21 protein-coding genes are annotated in these 18,703 nt (G+C 63.6%); 16 read left to right on the forward strand and 5 right to left on the reverse strand.

Features of this window, described 5'->3' with window-relative positions; genetic code table 11:
* Nucleotide 1: 1 nt before the first annotated feature.
* Both L6639_RS15635 and L6639_RS15640 read right to left on the reverse strand, forming a co-directional pair.
* Nucleotides 2-1,402, reverse strand: a complete 1,401-nt coding sequence (locus L6639_RS15635; RefSeq protein WP_237862603.1) for an amidase family protein — start codon at nt 1,400-1,402, stop codon at nt 2-4.
* 250 nt (nt 1,403-1,652) lie between these two features.
* Nucleotides 1,653-1,910, reverse strand: a complete 258-nt coding sequence (locus L6639_RS15640) for a DUF6894 family protein (RefSeq protein WP_237862604.1) — start codon at nt 1,908-1,910, stop codon at nt 1,653-1,655.
* A 250-nt stretch (nt 1,911-2,160) separates the two neighbouring features.
* Here L6639_RS15640 and pqqA point away from each other — a divergent pair, with 250 nt between their 5' ends.
* The 10 genes from pqqA to L6639_RS15690 all read left to right on the forward strand — a co-directional run bounded on the left by pqqA (nt 2,161) and on the right by L6639_RS15690 (nt 12,181).
* Nucleotides 2,161-2,241 (forward strand): pyrroloquinoline quinone precursor peptide PqqA, encoded by an 81-nt coding sequence (gene pqqA / locus L6639_RS15645; RefSeq protein WP_007595659.1) that lies wholly within the window; start codon nt 2,161-2,163, stop codon nt 2,239-2,241.
* Nucleotides 2,242-2,375: 134 nt separating this feature from the next.
* Nucleotides 2,376-3,305 carry a pyrroloquinoline quinone biosynthesis protein PqqB gene (gene pqqB, locus L6639_RS15650; protein ID WP_237862605.1) on the forward strand — a complete coding sequence of 310 codons (930 nt, stop codon included), beginning with the start codon at nt 2,376-2,378 and terminating at the stop codon, nt 3,303-3,305.
* Nucleotides 3,302-4,081, forward strand: coding sequence for a pyrroloquinoline-quinone synthase PqqC (gene pqqC, locus L6639_RS15655; protein ID WP_237862606.1), 780 nt, complete (start codon nt 3,302-3,304; stop codon nt 4,079-4,081). Before pqqB ends, pqqC begins: the two co-directional genes overlap by 4 nt.
* An 11-nt stretch (nt 4,082-4,092) precedes the next feature.
* Nucleotides 4,093-4,404 (forward strand): pyrroloquinoline quinone biosynthesis peptide chaperone PqqD, encoded by a 312-nt coding sequence (pqqD, locus tag L6639_RS15660; protein ID WP_237862607.1) that lies wholly within the window; start codon nt 4,093-4,095, stop codon nt 4,402-4,404.
* Nucleotides 4,401-5,594, forward strand: coding sequence for a pyrroloquinoline quinone biosynthesis protein PqqE (gene pqqE, locus L6639_RS15665; RefSeq protein WP_237862608.1), 1,194 nt, complete (start codon nt 4,401-4,403; stop codon nt 5,592-5,594). Before pqqD ends, pqqE begins: the two co-directional genes overlap by 4 nt.
* Nucleotides 5,584-6,570, forward strand: a complete 987-nt coding sequence (gene pip, locus L6639_RS15670) for a prolyl aminopeptidase (RefSeq protein WP_237862609.1) — start codon at nt 5,584-5,586, stop codon at nt 6,568-6,570. Before pqqE ends, pip begins: the two co-directional genes overlap by 11 nt.
* A 26-nt stretch (nt 6,571-6,596) precedes the next feature.
* Nucleotides 6,597-7,274, forward strand: coding sequence for a DUF4286 family protein (locus tag L6639_RS15675; protein WP_237862610.1), 678 nt, complete (start codon nt 6,597-6,599; stop codon nt 7,272-7,274).
* 238 nt (nt 7,275-7,512) lie between these two features.
* Complete coding sequence (locus L6639_RS15680; protein WP_237862611.1) at nt 7,513-9,312, forward strand: FAD-dependent oxidoreductase; 1,800 nt, start codon at nt 7,513-7,515, stop codon at nt 9,310-9,312.
* A complete protein-coding gene (locus tag L6639_RS15685; RefSeq protein WP_237862612.1) occupies nt 9,282-11,129 on the forward strand; it encodes a 2-oxoacid:acceptor oxidoreductase subunit alpha in 1,848 nt (615 codons plus the stop codon). Before L6639_RS15680 ends, L6639_RS15685 begins: the two co-directional genes overlap by 31 nt.
* A complete protein-coding gene (locus tag L6639_RS15690) occupies nt 11,126-12,181 on the forward strand; it encodes a 2-oxoacid:ferredoxin oxidoreductase subunit beta (protein WP_237862613.1) in 1,056 nt (351 codons plus the stop codon). Before L6639_RS15685 ends, L6639_RS15690 begins: the two co-directional genes overlap by 4 nt.
* A 32-nt stretch (nt 12,182-12,213) precedes the next feature.
* Here the strand turns inward: L6639_RS15690 and L6639_RS15695 are convergent, their stop codons facing one another.
* On the reverse strand, nt 12,214-12,780 hold the full coding sequence (locus L6639_RS15695; RefSeq protein ID WP_237862614.1) for an STM3941 family protein: 567 nt from the start codon (nt 12,778-12,780) through the stop codon (nt 12,214-12,216).
* Between the two features lie 195 nt (nt 12,781-12,975).
* On the opposite strand from L6639_RS15695, the gene L6639_RS15700 reads away from it, so the two are divergent.
* The 6 genes from L6639_RS15700 (at nt 12,976) to L6639_RS15725 (ending at nt 15,766) form a co-directional block, all read left to right on the forward strand.
* Nucleotides 12,976-13,596: a hypothetical protein gene (locus tag L6639_RS15700; RefSeq protein WP_237862615.1), complete on the forward strand. Its 621-nt coding sequence runs from the start codon at nt 12,976-12,978 to the stop codon at nt 13,594-13,596.
* Between the two features lie 29 nt (nt 13,597-13,625).
* Complete coding sequence (locus tag L6639_RS15705) at nt 13,626-14,090, forward strand: DsrE family protein (RefSeq protein ID WP_237862616.1); 465 nt, start codon at nt 13,626-13,628, stop codon at nt 14,088-14,090.
* Nucleotides 14,091-14,330: 240 nt separating this feature from the next.
* Entirely contained in the window at nt 14,331-14,654 is a 324-nt protein-coding gene (locus tag L6639_RS15710) for an ArsR/SmtB family transcription factor (RefSeq protein WP_237862617.1), read from the forward strand.
* Nucleotides 14,651-15,082 carry an SRPBCC family protein gene (locus L6639_RS15715; protein ID WP_237862618.1) on the forward strand — a complete coding sequence of 144 codons (432 nt, stop codon included), beginning with the start codon at nt 14,651-14,653 and terminating at the stop codon, nt 15,080-15,082. The genes L6639_RS15710 and L6639_RS15715 overlap by 4 nt, the downstream gene beginning before the upstream one ends.
* Nucleotides 15,083-15,128: 46 nt before the next feature.
* Nucleotides 15,129-15,341: a hypothetical protein gene (locus L6639_RS15720; RefSeq protein WP_237862619.1), complete on the forward strand. Its 213-nt coding sequence runs from the start codon at nt 15,129-15,131 to the stop codon at nt 15,339-15,341.
* Nucleotides 15,338-15,766, forward strand: coding sequence for a DUF1801 domain-containing protein (locus L6639_RS15725; RefSeq protein ID WP_237862620.1), 429 nt, complete (start codon nt 15,338-15,340; stop codon nt 15,764-15,766). Before L6639_RS15720 ends, L6639_RS15725 begins: the two co-directional genes overlap by 4 nt.
* 120 nt (nt 15,767-15,886) lie before the next feature.
* Here the strand turns inward: L6639_RS15725 and L6639_RS15730 are convergent, their stop codons facing one another.
* Together L6639_RS15730 and L6639_RS15735 are read right to left on the reverse strand one after the other, a co-directional pair.
* Complete coding sequence (locus L6639_RS15730) at nt 15,887-17,425, reverse strand: SpoVR family protein (RefSeq protein ID WP_237862621.1); 1,539 nt, start codon at nt 17,423-17,425, stop codon at nt 15,887-15,889.
* Nucleotides 17,422-18,699 carry a YeaH/YhbH family protein gene (locus tag L6639_RS15735; protein ID WP_237863328.1) on the reverse strand — a complete coding sequence of 426 codons (1,278 nt, stop codon included), beginning with the start codon at nt 18,697-18,699 and terminating at the stop codon, nt 17,422-17,424. The genes L6639_RS15730 and L6639_RS15735 overlap by 4 nt, the downstream gene beginning before the upstream one ends.
* Between the last annotated feature and the right edge of the window lie 4 nt (nt 18,700-18,703).

Consider the following 18,703-nt stretch of genomic DNA (forward strand, 5'->3'; position numbering starts at 1 on the left):
GCTAACCCACGGGATCGATCGGCGACGGCGGCACGCCGCCCGCCTCGATCGCTTCGCCGGCGAGAAGACAGAGATCCTCGCGGTAGCGGCCGGAGACGATGTGCACGCCAACAGGAATCTTGCCGACGAGGCCGGTGGAGACCACGAGGCCGGGCAGGCCCATGAAAGGAATGGCAATCTGCGGCAGCTGCGCTTCCCAGACCCGCTTGAAGGACTCCTCGTCCTTGCGGTCGAGATGATCCGGGAACGGCAATTCGCCCGAGACCGGCGTCAGCAGCACCGCATATTTTTCGAAGAACAGCATCCATTCGCGCGTCAGCGTGGCGCGGCGGGTCAGCGCCTTGGCGTATTTCACCTGGTCCATCGGCGTGACTCTGGCGCTGATGCCACGCAGGCAGGCCAACGCGCCCGGATCGCCCTCGCGCTCGGCCATTTCGAGCTGCGCCTCGTAGCCGTCGCCGAGCCACAGCTTGATCTGCCACTCGACCGCCTCGCGCATCGGCGGGGTGTTCTCGATCACATCAACGGTCCACCCCGCCCGCTCCAGCCGCTTGCCGGCGTCGGTCACGGCGGCCTTCACCTCCGGCGCGGTGCCAAGGCCATCCGGGTTGAGGCAGATCGCGGCGCGCTTCTCGCGCGCCGGGCCTTCGAGCGGCACTGGCGCGAACCAGGGATCGCGGACGTCGCGGGCCGACATCGCGGCGAGCGAGATCCTGAGATCGTTGACGGTGCGGGCTAGCGGTCCCGACACCGCCATGATCTGCGGCCCGATCGGACGCTCCGGCAGCGCCGGGTTGAAGGCGGGGATGCGGCCGAGGGTCGGACGCAGGCCGTGCACGCCGCAGGCATAGGCTGGATAGCGGATCGAGCCGGCGATGTCGGTGCCGTGGGCGATGTGGCCGATCCCGGCCGCAACCGCCGAGCCGGCGCCGCCGGACGAGCCGCCGGGGGTCAGCGAGGCATCCCGCGGGTTCTTGGTGTCGCCGTGGACGAGATTGGTGGTGAACCAGCGATAGGAGAAGGCGGGGCAATTTGTGCGCCCAAGCAGAACCGCGCCGGATTTGCGGAAATTGGCGACGACCGGATTGTCCTCGCGCGCGATGAGGTCCTTCTGAAGTTTCAGGCCGTTGGTGGTGGCAAAGCCTTCCTGGTCGACATTGGCCTTGATGGTGACGGGGACGCCCGCGAGCACGCCGGGGTTCTCACCCCTGGCGATGGCGGCATCGACGGCATCGGCCTGCTTGAGCACGTCCTCCGGCCGGTGGTCGATCACGGCGTTGAGCTTGGGATTGACGGCATCCAGGCGGTCGAGGCCGGCCTTGGCGGCCTCCCGGGCGGACACCTTCCTGGATTTCACGAGGGTAGCGAGGTCGGCGGCCGACAGGCGCCAGAGGTCTTGCATGACTTGCTCCGTATGACCGGCGTCTTTTAGCGCCGGGATCGCGGCAAAGCCATGCGGATTTCGCAGGGAGGAAGAGCGGGTTTGGCCCCAACTGGCGCCTCATTCTCCGTCATTGCGAGCCACCGGGTCCGCGCGAAGCGCGGCCCGAAGACAGGCTCCGCGAAGCAATCCAGAATCCCTCCGCGGCGACAGTCTGGATTGCTTCGTCGCAAGGGCTCCTCGCAAAGACGGGGAGAGAGAACGGAGGCCCCTAATGCCTTGTTTCGGACTCGTCCGGGATGTCCAGCAGCGCCTCGGTGAAGGGGAATTCGAGCACGATCTCGCCGTCATCGTCGGTCACCTCGATGACCGCCTCGAGCAAGGCCGGCTGGGCGCCTTCGGATTTCACCACCTCCAGAATCATCTGGCGGGCGACCTCCCAGGCGCGATCGGGGTTGCGCAGATCCTCGCCGTCGGGGTCCACGATCAGTTCATCGCCGATACGGGTGTTGAAGAAATATTTGGGCATCACGAGATCCAGCTAAAGCGGCCTGTATCGGATTGAAAGCTGCACTGCACTCACAACTGCTTTATCAGGACAGGGTTCGCGACCGAATGCGCCAGACGCAAGGCCGTATCACCAGAAAGTACTGTTCCCCGCGTATTTCTCGCGGCGCAATATGGCTGTGCTCGGGAAAATTTCACTGGCGAACTTTTACGCCCGCAGTAATTTAACCCCCGGGCGGATACGTCCGAAATCACGAAAATGGAGAGCCGAAATGGCCTGGAAAGCCCCCAAGATCGTCGAAGTGCCCTGCGGCATGGAAATCAACATGTATGTGAGCGCCACCCGCAAATAAGCGGTTGGCTAGTCTGCGTTCTGCGCAGGTGGGTCTTTCGGTCACGATCGGTTTCCGACTGACGGAAACTGTGTCGTCCAAGTCCTTTTGATCCTGAGGATCCACCTCGCGACGTTGCTTCCAGGAGACGGATCATGCTTCGCGTCGTCGTCCTGGGCGCCGGGGCTGGCGGCGGAGTCCCGCAGTGGAATTGCGGGTGTGAGGGCTGCCGGGCGGCCCGTGAAAACGGCCAAGAGCTTTGTCGAACCCAGGCCTCGGTCGCCTTCAGCGGCGACGGCGAGCACTGGTTCCTGATCAATGCCTCCCCCGATCTGCGCCAGCAATTGAATGCCACGCCGCAACTGCATCCCAAGGCGGGCGCACTGCGCCACACCCCCGTCGCCGGCGTGATCCTGACCAACAGCGAAGTCGATGCCGTCGCCGGCCTCTTATCCATGCGCGAGGGCTCGCCCTTCACGGTTTATGGACATGAGAAGGTGCTGGCGATCCTGGCCAGCAACAGCATCTTCAACGTGCTGAACGAGAAGAACGTCCAGCGCCAGCCGATCGGAATCAATGAGCCCTTCGAGCCGCGATTGCCTGACGGCGCACGGTCAGGGCTCGAGGTGCTGCCTTTCGCGGTGCCAGGCAAATCGGCCTGGTATCTCGAAGGCAAGGTGCATCCCGGCGGCGCGAGCGGCGATGGCGATACGCTGGGCCTGAAGATCACCGACAAACCCACCGGCAAGTGCTTCTATTTCATCGCCGCCTGTGCCGAGGTCACCGATGCGCTGAAGGCCAAGATCGACGGCGCCGCGCTGGTGTTCTTCGACGGCACGGTCTGGCAGGACGACGAAATGATCAAGGCCGGGCTCGGCCACAAAACCGGCAAGAGCATGGGCCATGTCGCGATGTCCGGCGACGACGGCGCGATCGCGCGGCTCGCCGATCTCTCGATCGGCAGAAAGATATTTCTACATATCAACAACTCGAACCCGGCACTGCTGCCTGCATCGCCTGAACGCAAGACGGCCGAGGGCGCGGGCTGGCAGATACCCGCCGACGGAACGGAGATCGTGCTGTGAATGCTGCATCCATGACGGGAATGACTGCGCTCTCGATCGGCAAAGACATCAAGCTCACGAGCGCCGAGGAGCTGGAGGCGACGCTGCGCCATATCGGCGCGACGCGCTATCACAGCCTGCATCCGTTCCATAAGCTGCTGCACGGCGGCAAGCTGAACAAGGGCCAGGTGCAGGCCTGGGCGCTGAACCGCTACTATTACCAGAGCACGATCCCCATCAAGGACGCGGTGGTGATCTCGCGTTTCCGCGACCGCGCCACGCGCCTGGAATGGCGCCACCGCATCGAGGACCATGACGGCGATGTCGGCAGCGAGGGCGGCATCGAGCGCTGGCTGAAGCTAACCGAAGGTCTCGGCCTCGACACGGCCTATGTGGAATCCACCGAAGGCATTCTCCCCGCGACGCGCTTCGCGGTCGAGGCTTACGTGCATTTCTGTCGTGAGAAGAGCCCGCTGGAGGCGATCGCCTCCTCGCTCACCGAGCTGTTCGCGCCCAATTTGCACGAAGAGCGCATCGCCGGCATGCTGGAGCACTATGATTTCGTCAATCCTGACATCATGAGCTATTTCAAGCGCCGCCTGACGCAGGCGCCGCGCGATGCCAATTTCGCGCTCGATTATGTGAGGACGCATGCGCGGACGCCGGAAGAGCGGGCTTCCGTCTGCAATGCGCTGATCTTCAAGACCAACGTGTTGTGGGTGCAACTCGACGCGCTCTATCATGCCTATGTCGAAGGTAACATTCCGCCGGGCGCGTTCGTGCCCAAAGCGAGTTGAGGGATAGGGGCATGGCCGGGCCGCGGAACATCAGCGTCGGCGAGGCAAGCCGCCCCGTGCTGCCGCGGCATGCCAAGCTGAAATATGACGAGACGCGCAAGGTCTGGGTGATCCTCGCGCCGGAACGCGTGCTGGCGCCGGATGAGATCGCAGTCGAGGTCTTGCAGCTCTGCGACGGCAAGCGCAATGTCGGCGATGTCGCCGATCAGCTGGCGGCGAAATACGCCGCGCCGCGCGAGGCGATCCTGACTGATGTCATCGCCATGCTGCAGGATCTCGCCGACAAGGGGTTCCTCACCGAGATCAGGGAGAAGACGCCATGAGCGATGTGCTCCCGACTATCCCGCCCGACACGAGCGACAGCCTCGCGGTGCTGGAGAAGGCCCGCTCGACGGCTGAGACCTTCGGCATTCCGCTCGCAGTGCTGCTGGAGATCACCCATCGCTGCCCGCTGCAATGCCCCTATTGCTCCAACCCGGTCGAGCTCGACCGCTCGGGCAAGGAGCTGACGACCGAGCAATGGAAAAAGGTTTTAAGCGAGCTCGCCGAGATCGGCGTGCTGCAGGTGCACTTCTCCGGCGGCGAGCCGACGGCGCGGAAAGACCTGGTCGAGCTGGTCAAGCATGCCAGCGACGTCGGGCTCTACACCAACCTCATCACCTCCGCCGTGCTGCTGACGCGCGAGAAGCTCGGCGAGCTCGCGGACGCCGGGCTCTGCCATGTGCAGATCTCGTTCCAGGGCATCGAGGAAGGCCTCGCCGATCGCGTCGCCGGCTACAAGGGCGGCCACCGCAAGAAGCTCGAAGTGGCGAAATGGACGCGCGAGCTCGACCTGCCGCTCACCGTGAACGCAGTGATGCACCGGCAGAACCTGCACCAGCTCCGCGAGATCATCCAGATGTCCGTCGATCTCGACGCCGACCGGCTCGAGGTCGCCAATGTCCAATATTACGGCTGGGCACTGAGGAACCGCGCCGCACTGATGCCGACAGTGGCGCAACTCGATGAGTGCACCCGCCTCGTCGAGGAGGCGCGCGAGCGGCTGAAGGGCACGCTCGCGATCGACTACGTCGTGCCTGACTATTACGCGCTGCGGCCGAAGAAATGCATGGGCGGCTGGGGCAGACAATTCTTCAACATCTCCCCCGCGGGCAAGGTGCTGCCCTGCCACGCCGCCGAGAGCATCACCGGGCTCGAGTTCCTGTCGGTGCGCTCGAACCATTCGATCGCCTGGATCTGGCAGAACTCCGAGGCCTTCAACCGCTATCGCGGCACCGGCTGGATGAAAGAGCCGTGCAAGACCTGCGAATTCCGCGAGATCGATTTCGGCGGCTGCCGCTGCCAGGCCTTTGCGCTGACGGGCGATGCCGCCAACACCGATCCGGCCTGCGCGCTGTCGCCGCTGCACGAGACCATCTTCAAGCAGGCCGAGCGCGAGGCCGAGGGCGAGACCAATCGCTTCCTCTATCGCAACTTTGCCGGTGGCACCCTGGAACCCGGGAATGATGCCTGACGCCGACGCAGGCACCGCCGCCAGGCGCGCCGATCCCTTTGCACCGCTGACCTCAGACATGCTCGACGTCGGCGACGGCCACGAGCTCTATGTCGAGAGCGTCGGCCGCGCCGACGGCATTCCGGCGATCTATCTGCATGGCGGGCCGGGCAGCGGCTGTCAGCCCGATCATCGCCGGCTGTTTGATCCCGAGCGCATGCATGCCGTGCTGTTCGACCAGCGCGGCTGCGGCCGCAGTCGCCCGAAGGGCTCGCGCGAGCACAACACCACGGCGCATCTGATCGCGGACATGGAGAGGATCCGCGAAAAGTTCGCCTTCGAGCGCTGGATGGTGGTCGGCGGATCCTGGGGCGCGACGCTGGCGCTGGCTTATGCAGAGGCTCATCCCGAGCGCGTCTCCGGCATTGCGCTGCGCGCGACCTTTCTGGGCACGCAGGCGGAGGTCGAGACCGCCTTCACCTCGCGCCTGGCGCAATTCTATCCGGCGCTGCACGAGGATTTTCTGAGCGTGCTGCCGCCGGAGGAACGCGCGCAACCGGTGCAGGCCTATTATCGCCGCATCCTCGATCCTGATACGGCCGTGCACGGGCCCGCCTCGCGCGCCTGGCACGACACCGAGCGCGCGCTGTCGGAGCACAAGGCGACCAAGACGCGCATTGACCTTGCATCGCTGAATGTCTGGCGCACGCTGCCGGCAACGCCGTTCATGGAGGCGCATTACTTCGTCAACGATTCCTTCATGAGCGAAGACCAGCTGTTGCGGAACGCCGCGAGGCTCAGCGGCATTCCCGGCATTATCGTGCAAGGCCGCTACGACCTGTTGTGCCCTCCTGAGACATCCGCACGACTCGCGAAAGTTTGGCCGGGTTCCGAGGTCAGGATCGTGGAAGAAGCCGGACATTCGCTCTATGATGCCGGCGTGCGGGACGCGGTGATGAAGTCGATCGCCGATCTTGCGTCGAAGGCCGCGCGCTGACGCGCGAAACAAGGACAACAAGAACAATGCCGATCGCCGGGACAGGCATGCTGCTGACGTCGATGAATATCGACGCGGCTGACGAGGCCGATTTCAACCGCTGGTACGATCGCGAACATCTGGAAGAGCGCGTCGCGATCGAGGGCTTTCTGGAGGCGCGCCGTTATGTCGCGCACGCGGCCAGTCCCAAATATCTCTCGCTCTATTCGACCGCGACGTTGGACGTGCTCGATAGTCCCGCCTACCGCGTACGACTCGCCAACCAGACCGAGTGGTCGCGGCGGACCATGGCGCATTTCAAGAACATGCTGCGCGTGGTCGCGCGCATCACCATCAGCAAGGGCACCGGCCGCGGTGCCGCGCTCGGCCTGGTGCGGCTGCGACCCACGCCGGACAATGCCGGCGCTTGGCGTGATGCACTGCAAGAAAAACTGACGCCGGGGGATCGTGACGGCATCATCTCGATGCACCTGCTCGAAAGCGAGCCGGAATTGTCTGGCGCAACGGGGGATATTCCGGCGGTGCGCAACGAAGGTGCCCGCGACTGGTTCGTGCTGATCGACGGCACGCATGTCGGTGCGGTCTCGGCCGTCATCGCCGAGCGCTTCACCGGACCGGCTGCGGCGCCCTTCCCGCTGCCCGTCTCCGTCGGCACCTACAGCCTGATGTGGGACCTCGCGAAGAGCGACATCGCGCGCAGCTGAGCGTCTATCCGCATCGCAACATATTGCACCGCACGCATCTCGAGCGCGGCGCGTTAATGCTGTGCACGCTTGGCTCCCATGAAAGAGGGGAAGCGCGCAAATTTGCCGTTGTGCTCCGGAACAGTTCTAATAAGCTAACCCAATGACGTCATTCAGAAACCAGATCGCCGCGCGTTAAGCGTCGACAAGCTCAAGAAGAGGCCGCCAGGTCTTTGAGCCTGCGCGGACGAGGGTAGGAATGAAACCGACCGATATCGCGGCCCCCGACTACTTTCACAAAGTGGTCGATTGTCAGTGGGCCTGTCCAGCGCACACCCCGGTTCCCGAATACATCCGACTGATCGCGCAAGGCCGCTACAGCGACGCCTACATGATCAATTGGAAATCGAACGTGTTTCCCGGGATCCTGGGACGCACCTGCGATCGTCCATGCGAACCGGCATGCCGCCGCGGACGCGTCGAGGAGACGCCGGTGGCGATCTGCCGCCTCAAGCGTGTCGCTGCCGACTTCAAGGACGACATCAAGCAGCGCCTGCCACATCCCGGCCCGAAGAACGGCAAGCGCGTTGCGTTCGTCGGCGGGGGCCCCGCCTCGCTGACGGTGGCGCGCGATCTGGCGCCGCTCGGCTATCACTGCACGGTGTTCGACGGCGATCCTGAAGCCGGCGGCATGATGCGGACGCAGATCCCGAAATTCCGCCTGCCCAATTCCGTCATCGACGAGGAGACCGGCTATATCCTCAACCTCGGTGTCGAGTTCAAAGGCGGTCATCGCATCGAGAGCATGAAGGCGCTGCTCGCTGAGAAATACGACGCGATCTTCGTCGGCTCCGGCGCTCCACGCGGCCGCGAGCTCGACATTCCCGGCCGGAAAGAGGCCGCCGCCAACATCCATATCGGCATCGACTGGCTATCCTCGGTGTCGTTCGGCCATACCGACAAGATCGGCAAGCGCGTCATCGTGCTCGGCGGCGGCAACACCGCGATGGATTGCTGCCGCACCGCGCGCCGTCTCGGCGGCGAGAAAGTCATGGTGATCGTACGTTCCGGCTTCGAGGAGATGAAGGCCTCGCCCTGGGAGAAGGAAGACGCGATCCACGAGGATATCCCGATCCTCAACTACATGGTGCCGGTGGAATTCAAGCATGTCGCCGGCAAGCTGATCGGCGTCACCTTCCAGCACGTCAAGGCCGAATACGACGCAAAGGGCCGCCGTAATCTGGTGCCTTCGGGCGATCCCGATCAGACCATTCCCTGCGACGACGTGCTGGTCGCGGTCGGGCAGGAGAACGCTTTCCCCTGGATCGAGCAGGATTGCGGCATCGAGTTCGACAAATGGCACATGCCCAAGGTCGATCCGAAGACCTTCGTCTCGACGAATCCAAAGGTGTTCTTCGGCGGCGACGCCGCGTTCGGGCCCAAGAACATCATCTGGGCAGTGGCGCAGGGTCACGACGCCGCGCTGTCGATCCACAAGATGCTGTCGGGCGAGGACATCACCGAGCGGCCGCTGCCGGATGTGCATGTCTCCTCGCAGAAGATGGGCATCCACGAATGGAGCTATGACAACGACATCTCCATCGACAAGCGCTTCAAGGTGCCGCATCGCGACAAGGTGGTCGCGCTGAAGGACATCAAGACCGAGGTCGAGCTCGGCTACGACGTCAAGCTCGCGCTCGGCGAAGCGCATCGCTGCCTGAACTGCGACGTCCAGACGGTGTTCTCGACCTCGCTCTGCATCGAGTGCGATGCTTGCGTCGACATCTGCCCGATGGATTGCATCACCTTCACCCATAATGGCGAGGAGAGCGACCTGCGCACGCGCCTGAAGGCGCCCTCCCCGCATCCGGACCAGGACCTCTACGTGTCCAGCGATCTCAAGACCGGGCGCGTGATGGTCAAGGACGAGGACGTCTGCCTGCATTGCGGGCTGTGCGCCGAGCGTTGTCCCACCGGCGCCTGGGACATGCAGAAATATCTAATCGAGATGACTCACGCAGGTTCGACATGTCCGACAAAAAGCCGATCAGCAGCGTAAACGACTTCGTCGTCCGCTTTGCCAACGTCAACGGCTCGGGCTCGGCCAGCGCGAACGAAATGTTCGCGCGCGCTATCCTGCGCCACGGCGTGCCTGTCAGCCCTCGCAACATCTTCCCCTCCAACATCCAGGGCCTGCCGACCTGGTACGAGGTGCGGGTGACGGAAGACGGCCATCTCGGCGCCCGCGGCGGCGTCGACATGATGGTGGCGATGAACCCGCAGACCTGGGACAAGGACGTCGCCGGCATCGAGCCCGGCGGCTATCTGTTCTACGATTCCACCAAGCCGATGCCGTCGACAAAATTCCGCGACGATATCACCGTGATCGGCGTGCCCCTGACCGCGATCACGAACTCGACCTACACCGATCCGCGCCAGCGCCAGCTGTTCAAGAACATCATCTATCTCGGCGCACTCTCAGCGCTGCTGGAGATGGACCCGAAGCTGATCGAGCAGCTGATCGGCGAGCAGTACAAGGGCAAGGAGAAGCTGCTCTCCTCCAACGTCCACGCGCTGCATCTGGGCCGCGACTGGGCGCTGCAGAATTTGAAATGCCCGATCGGGCTGCGGATCAGGAAATCCGACAAGGTCGGTGACCGCATCTTCATCGAGGGCAACAGCGCCGCCGCGCTCGGCGCCGTCTATGGCGGTGCCACGGTGTGCGCGTGGTATCCGATCACGCCGTCCTCGTCGGTGGCTGAAGCCTTCACCGCCCATTGCAAGAAGTACCGGCACGATCCGGAAACGGGCAAGGCGAAGTACGCGATCGTGCAGGGCGAGGACGAGTTGGCCTCGATCGGCATCGTCATCGGCGCCTCGTGGAACGGCGCCCGCGCCTTCACCGCGACCTCGGGCCCGGGCATCTCGCTGATGACCGAGTTCATCGGCCTCTCCTATTTCGCCGAGATTCCGGCCGTGATCATGAACATCCAGCGCGCCGGCCCCTCGACGGGCATGCCGACCCGCACCCAGCAATGCGACATCATCGCTTGTGCGTATGCCTCGCATGGCGACACCAAGCATGTGCTGCTGTTCCCCGAAGATCCCGCTGAGGCGTTCGAGTTTGCGGCGGCCGCCTTCGATCTCGCCGAGCGGCTGCAGACCACGATCTTCCTGATGCTGGACCTCGACATCGGCATGAACCACCGGCTCTGCCGCCCGCTGAAATGGGACGATGCCAGGCAGTATGACCGCGGCAAGGTGATGACCGCGGAGATGCTGGAAGAGGGCCGCGACTTCGGCCGCTATCTCGACGTCGACGGCGACGGCATCCCCTACCGCACCTATCCCGGCACCCATCCGACCAAGGGCTCCTATTTCACCCGCGGCACCTCGCGCGACCGCTATGCGCGCTATTCCGAGGAAGGTTCGGTTTATGCCGACAATATGCAGCGGCTCGTGCGCAAGTTCGAGACCGCGCAGGACCTCGTGCCGCGGCCGCTGCAGGCCAATGCGGAACGGCCGACCAAATATGGCGTGATCTATTTCGGCTCGACCTCGCCGGCGATGGACGAGGCGATCGGCCTGTTGGAGGCGCGCGGGCATCAGCTCGATCGGCTGCGCATCCGCGCCTTCCCTTTCCATTCGAGCGTTGCGAGCTTCCTCGCCGAGCACGACTTCGTCTATGTCGTCGAGCAGAACCGCGACAGCCAGCTCCGCCAGCTGATCGTCAACGAGAACGGCATCGATCCCGTCCGCCTCGTGCCGATCGTGCATTATGACGGCACCCCGATCACCGCCCGCTTCATCGCAAAAGCCATTGGCGACCACCAGGATCACCTCAAGGTGACCCCGCTCCGCAAGGCCGTATCATGACCTATATTGCCAAGCCGAAATTCCATCATCCGAGCCTGAAGAAGAACGAACTCGGCTACACGCATCGCGACTACGAAGGCAAGATCTCGACGCTATGCGCCGGCTGCGGCCATGACTCGATTACGGCCTCGATCATCGAGGCCTGCTACGAGCTCTCGATCGAACCGCACCGGGTGGCAAAAATCTCCGGCATCGGCTGCTCCTCGAAGACGCCGGATTACTTCCTTGGCAATTCGCACGGCTTCAACTCCGTGCACGGCCGCATGCCCTCGGTGTTGACGGGCGCCAACCTCGCCAATCGCGATCTGATCTACCTCGGCGTCTCCGGCGACGGCGATTCCGCCTCGATCGGCTTCGGCCAGTTCGCGCATTCGATCCGGCGCGGCGTCAACATGACCTATATCGTCGAGAACAACGGCGTCTACGGCCTGACCAAGGGCCAGTTCTCGGCAACCGCCGACCGCGGCTCGAAGTCGAAGAAGGGCGTGACCAACACCGACAACGCCATCGACCTCGTCGCGATCGCGCTGCAGCTCGGCGCCACCTTCGTGGCGCGCTCATTCTCCGGCGACAAGAGCCAGCTGGTGCCGCTGATCGCGGCTGCGATTGGCCACAAGGGCGCGTCCTTCATCGACGTCATCAGCCCCTGCATCGCCTTCAACAACCATGCCGGCTCGACCAAGAGCTTTGACTATGTCCGCGAGCACAACGACGCCGTGAACCGGCTAGACGTGCTGGTCGGCCGCGATCCGATCGCGGTGGACTATGCGCCTGGTACTGTGCAGGTGGTCGAACAGCATGACGGCAGCAAGATCGCGCTGCGCAAGATCGACGCCGATTACGATCCGCATGACCGGCTCGGCGCCCAGACCTTCCTTGCCAAGCACGCCGCCAAGGGCCAGATCGTCACCGGGCTCCTGTACGTCGACCCCGATGCGGACGATCTGCACACCCATCTCAACACGGTCGAAACACCGCTCAACACGCTGGAAGCGGATACGCTGTGCCCGGGCTCGGCGGTGCTGGACAAGATCAACGCCAGCCTGCGCTGAGGCGTTGACTGGATCGGCCGCACGATCGGTCGCTAGCTGACGGGCTCCGGCGCAACGCGGCGCGAGGTGGCGAGCCGGCTGGCCGACCAGTACTGCTTGCAGGTTTCGCACAAGGTCTCGGCGTCCATGGTCAGGCCGCCGGCATTGACGATCACGCCGTCGGCACCGAGCGCCTTGTTCATCAGCGTTACGATGTGCTTCAGCATGCCTCCGGCAAACTGTTCGGCAACGAGGGGATCAACCTTCAGCACCACGATCCTCTGGGTGCGCAACTGCCAGACCAGGATGTCCCGCACCGATCGCCAGACGATGGTGTCGTCGGCGATCCTGGTGTCGCGGATGCCGACGCGGGTGATGAAGACGACCGGCTCGCGGGCGGAGACCAGCCGCCAGATGGCCTGGCAGGTCGCAAAGCCGAACAGCGCAACGCCGGCGGAGCAGATCACGATCTGGAGCGAGCTGATCTCCTTGCCGTGGAGCCAGTTGAATGCGACGGCGGCGCAGAGCAGCGTCAGCAGCAGGCCCGCGCCGAGTACCTTCAACGACCTGGCCAGGGAATAGCCGATCGCAAGATTGGGCAAGTTCTGACTTTCGGACATGTTCAAGCGCCTCCAGCCATTTGCAACAACCGGGGTTTTTCTGCGCCCCGTCGCAAGGGGTAAGCCTGGAACCTTGCGCGAGGCTGCCGGCCGGGCGTGCGGTTGAACGCGCCGCGTGCGGCTTGCGACTAACCGCTGGTTGGCCCCTCACCGTCCCGATGCGGGCCCGAAATGCCTGACGCCGGCGGTACGATCATGAAACTTGCCCTCATCCTTCCGCTTGCCTTCGTGGCCTGCATCGGCGCTGCCCGGGCCGAGGAGGCCGACGACTTTCGCGAGGCGAGCAAGACCGAAGCCGAGACCTTCAATGCACGGATGTATGCGGGCACTCCAGGCAAGACGGCCTATGCCTGCTTCGTCCGCCGCTACGATGCCGAGCATCTGGCGCGGCATCCCAAGCAGAAGGTCGCGTCCATGAAGCTGCTGGTCTCCGCGGAGGCCGACGGCGAGGACAAGCAGCTGCACAACTCGTTCCGGATCGGCTTCCGCTATCGCCACCGCAGCGGCGATTTCGATTCCAGCGGCTCCTGTCACCACACGGTGCTCACCAAGGAAGGTAATGAGGTCAGGCTCGGCTGCGGTGTCGATTGCGAGGGCGGCGGCGTCGGTATCGCGCTGTCGACGGACGACAAATCGGCGGTCGTGCGGCTGGAGAGCGTCAGGATCTGGCTGCACAATCAGCCGACTGAAGATGAAGACCGAACACTGGTCGCGGGCAGCGACGACGGGATTTTCCGCCTCGACCGCACCGACACCAGCGAGTGCGCCGCGCTGGCGACCGACCGCAAGGAACTCGCCGCGCTCCGCCACAAGTGATATCTGTCGGGCAAAATCGGGAGATTGCCATGAACCGCCGGAACATCTTGTGGAGCACCGTCTCGGCGCTGGGCGCAGCCTTTGCCGCTTCGCGCGCGAAGGCTGCGACCGAAAAAGCTGCGACTGAAGCTGTAAAGTCAGACAAGCTGAAGGTGGTCTATCACCTCAGCGACGCCGACAAGGTCAATTTCGTGCTCGGCAACATCCAGAACCACATCGACGGCGTCGGCGGCCCCGACCATGTCACCCTCGCGCTTGTCATCCACGGACCGGCGCTGAAGGCGTTCCATCAGGCGCAGGCCAACCCTGACGTCAGCGGACGGATCAGCAACTTCGCGAAGGACGGCGTCGAGCTCGCCGCCTGCGGCAACACCATGAAGGCACAGAACATCACGCTGACGGATCTGCTGCCGGGATTCGTGAGTGCCGAGAAAGGCGGCGTGGTTCGTTTGGCCGAACTGCAGTCTCAGGGATATCTGTATTTGCGGCCCTGAGGGGCGTGAGCGTCCGCGCCATCCCCCGTCATTGCGAGCGTAGCGAAGCAATCCAGAATCCCTCCGCGGGGATAGTCTGGATTGCTTCGTCGCATCAGCGCAAAATTGCTTCGCAATTTTGTCGCGAGCTCCTCGCAGAGAGAGGGCTGCGCAAGCCACCATCACTCTCCCGGCCGCACTTGACAGACCCATAACTCCACGGTTATGAATTAATCCATAACTTCATGGTTATGGATTCCCATGTCCGCCACCCCAGACCTTCTGTTCAGGACCCTGGCCGACCCGACCCGGCGGGCGATCTTCGAGCGGCTGTGCCGCGAGGGGGAGCAGACGGTCGGGGCACTGACGGCGCTATCAGGCGTTTCCCAGCCGGCGGTTTCAAAGCATCTGGGCGCGCTGAAGCAGGCGGGCCTCGTGCGCGACCGTCACGAGGGACGTCAGACCCACTACAGCGCGCAGCCGGCCGCGCTTGATCCGCTGATCGACTGGACCAGCCAGATGGCCGGCTTCTGGCAAAACCGGCTCGATGCGCTCGACGATCTCCTGAAGAGGATGGACCAATGACTGGGGCTGCGACCGAAACACGTTCCATGATCATCGAGCGCGAGTTCGCCTATCCGCCGGAGCGGCTGTGGCGCGCGCTGACGCAGCCGCATCTGATCGAGGAATGGCTGATGAAGAACGACTTCAAGCCTGAAGTCGGTCACCGCTTCAATCTGCGCGGCGAATGGGGCGGCGTGCTGGATTGCGAGGTGCTCGCCATCGAGCCGCAGCGCTCCCTCGCCTACACCTGGAATTTCACCCATGAGGACGCGGCCTACGATCTCAGAAGCGTGGTGACCTTCACGCTGACCCCGCAAGGGGGAGGCACGCATCTGCGTGTCGAGCAGGCGGGCTTCCGCCCCAGCCAGAAGCAGGCCTATGGCGGCGCGCATGCCGGCTGGAAGCAGTTTTTCACCAAGCTGGACGAGTTGCTGGCTCGAGCCGAATAGCCCAGCCACGCGCATCCGTTCCCAACATTCCCGACAGGAGATTGAAATGAGCTCGAACCTGTGGATCCGGCAGATCCATCGCTGGCTGTCCATTGCCTTTACGCTTGCCGTGATCGCCAACATCGTTGCGCTGACCATGCAGATTCAGGCGACGTGGATTGGCCTGATGGCCTTCGTGCCCTTGATCCCGCTGCTCGCGACCGGGCTCTATCTGTTCGCACTGCCCTATCTCAGCGGCCGCAGCGAGGCGAGGTCATGAAGAAGACCGTGACCGCAAGTAAGGAAACGGACGGACCGTCCCCCTCGAAACTCATCGACATCAGGATCAAGGAGCTCGGCGACTGGCGTGGCGAGATGCTGAAGCGGATCCGCGCGCTGATCAAGGAGGCCGATCCTGATGTGATCGAGGAATGGAAATGGCGCGGTGTTCCCGTGTGGGAGCACGATGGGATCATCTGCACGGGCGAGACCTACAAGGCGGTCGTGAAGCTGACCTTTGCCAAGGGGGCTGCACTGGATGACCCGGCCGGCCTGTTCAATTCCAGCCTCGACGGCAATGTGCGTCGCGCGATCGATATCAGCGAGGGCGCGAAGCTCGACGAGAAGGCGCTGAAGGCGCTGATCCGCGCGGCCGTGGAGCTGAATGCGTCGAAGGCGAAGAAGAAGCCGGCGAAGAAAGCCTGATGAGCCGAAGATCGACCGACGGCGATGCTCTCTCCGTTCCCTCCCCCCTTGTGGGGGAGGGAACGCACTTTCGACGGCGCGCTAGTCGGGCTCATCGTCAAGCGTCAGGCGTAGTCCGCTTCAGGCTACCGCCGCCGCGATCGGACGCGGGCTGACGACATATTCGCGCAGCACCTTGTCGTTGGCATCGACCTCGATCAGTGCGACGTCGTAGGTCCAGAGATCGGCGAGATGCTGAAGCACGCGCTTGGCGTCGGTCTCGTTGAGCTGAGAGCCCTTGATGACGCGGTGATGCAGGATCAGCCGGCGGTCGCCGGAGAGATCGACATCGACCACCTCGATATTGGCGTCGATGAAGCCGACATCGTGCTGCCGTGCCAGCTCGCGGCGGACGCGGCGGAAACCGCGCTCGTCGTGGATGGCGTCGACCCGGATGCCCGCTCGCTCCTCGGGGTCGTCGTGCAGATGGAACATGCGGAAGTGCCGCATCAATCTGGGACTCAAGAACTGGCCGATGAAGCTTTCGTCGCGATAATTGGCCCAGACGTCGCGCAGCACGCCCATGACATCGCCCTTGCCGGCGATATCGGGGAACCACTCGCGGTCTTCGTCTTCCGGATTGGTGACGATGCGCTCGATGTCCTGCATCACGGCGAAGCCGAGCGCGTAAGGATTGAAGCCCGAGTAGCGCTGATCGTCGAATTCAGGCTGGAACACCACATTGGTGTGCGAGCCCAGGAATTCGAGGAAATTGCCGTCGGTGATGCGGCCCTGCTGATGCAGCTTGGTCATGATGCGATAGTGGACGTAGGTCGCCGTCCCCTCGTTCATCACCTTGGTCTGGCTCTGCGGATAGAAATATTGCGCGATGTGGCGGACGATGCGCAACAGCTCGCGCTGCCAGGGCGCCAGGCGCGGCGCGCTCTTCTCCAGGAAGTAGATGAGGTTTTCCTGCGGCAGGCCGAGCAGCTTGCGGCGGCGCTCGAGCGAAATCGCGGACCGCGTCTTCGACGCTCCCTTGGGCACCGTGCGCCAGAGATCGTTGAAGACTTCCTCCTCGTGCTGGCGGCGACGGCCGGCACGTTTCTCCTCCTCGCGCAGATCCAGCTTCTTCTTGCCGGGATAGCGGTCGATGCCGTGCGACATCAGCGCGTGCGCGGCGTCCAGCGTGCGCTCGACCTCGATGCGGCCGTAGCGCTCCTCGCACTGCATGACGTAGTTCTTGGCGAAATCCAGATAGTCGAGAATCCCTTCCGCATCGGTCCACTGCTTGAACAGATAATTGTTCTTGAAGAAGTGGTTGTGGCCGAAAGCGGCGTGCGCGATCACCAGCGTCTGCATCGTCGCCGTGTTCTCCTCCATGAGGTAGGAGATGCAGGGCGAGGAGTTGATCACGATCTCATAGGCAAGGCCCATCAGCCCCTTGCGGTACGAGGCCTCGTGATAGGCGAAGTGCTTGCCGAACGACCAGTGCTTGTAGAACAGCGGCATGCCGACGGACGAATAGGCGTCCAGCATCTGCTCGGCGGTGATGACCTCGATCTGGTTCGGGTAGACGTCGAGCCCGAGATCCTTCAGCGCCACTTCTTCGCAGGCATCGGTGATGCGCTGCAAGGTGTGGAAATCCCAATCGGCGCCTTCGAACAAGCGTTCCGTCATGGAGCGGCTTTCTCCTGGGCAGTGTCGCGGCGCTGGAACAGATCGTGGAACACCGGGAAGATCTCGCTGCGCTCACTGACCTTGCGCATCGAGAGCGGTGCGCCAGAGTTGCGCAGGCGCTCATAGAGGGTCCAGAGCGAGGAATCGGAGAGATCGAAGGCGCTGCCGCCCGACTCGCCGACCTCGAGATAGGCAAAGAACTGGCAGACCGGCAGGATCTTCTCGGTCAGCAGCAGGCCGGTGAGCTCGCCGTCGGAATAGGAGTTGTCGCCGTCGGATGCTTGCGCGGCGTAGATATTCCAGTCCGCCGGGCTGAAGCGCTCGCGCACGATCTCGTGCATCGCCTGCAGCGCGCTGGAGACCAGCGTACCGCCGGAGGCCGGGCCATAGAAGAAGGTCTGCTCGTCGACCTCCTCGGCGCGATCGGTGTGGCGGATGAAGACGATCTCGACATGCTTGTAGCGCCGCTTCAGGAACACGTAGAGCAGCATGTAGAAGCGCTTCGCCAGATCCTTCATGTGCTCGGACATCGAGCCGGAGACGTCCATCAGGCAGAACATCACGGCCTGCGCCACCGGCCGCGGCACCTTCTCGTAGCGGCGATAGCGGATGTCGAGCGGATCGATGAAGGGAATGCGCTTGGTCTTCGCCTTCAGCTTTTCCAGCCGGGCGATGAGCTCGGCGCGCTCGTCCTCGTCGGTGCAGGCCTCGATCGCGGCTTCCAGCTCCTCGACCTCGTCCTTGCGCGGGCGCTTGAGCGCGATGCGGCGGGCGAGCGCCAGCTTCACGGTACGGCTGACCGAGATGTTGGCCGGCGAGCCCGAGGTGGTATAGCCGGCGCGCTGGATGCCTTCGCTCTCGGTCTGCGCGATCTTGCGCTTGGCGAGATCAGGCAGCTCGAGATCGTCGAGAAAGAGATCGACGAATTCGTCGCGGCTGAGCACGAAGCGGAAAGCATCTTCGCTGTCGCCTTCGCCGGGACCGGAATCCTTGGCGCTGCCCTGGCCCTGGCGCTGGAGATAGTCGCCCTCGACGAACTTCTTGTTGCCCGGCAGTACCATGTCGCGCGTCCCGCCTTCACGGCGGAAACGCGGCTCGTGCATGCCGTCGAGCGGGATTGTGACCTCTCCACCCTCCAGGACATCCTTGATGTCGCGTTCCTGCGAGGTCTTCTTGACGGCGCCCTGCACCAGGGATTTGGCCCGACGCAAGAACCGCTGGCGGTTCTCAAGACTCTTGCCGCCTGGATTCAGGCGCCTGTCAATAATATGAATGGCC

The organism is Bradyrhizobium zhengyangense, from assembly GCF_022012555.1.
GTDB classification, from domain to species: Bacteria; Pseudomonadota; Alphaproteobacteria; order Rhizobiales; family Xanthobacteraceae; genus Bradyrhizobium; species Bradyrhizobium zhengyangense.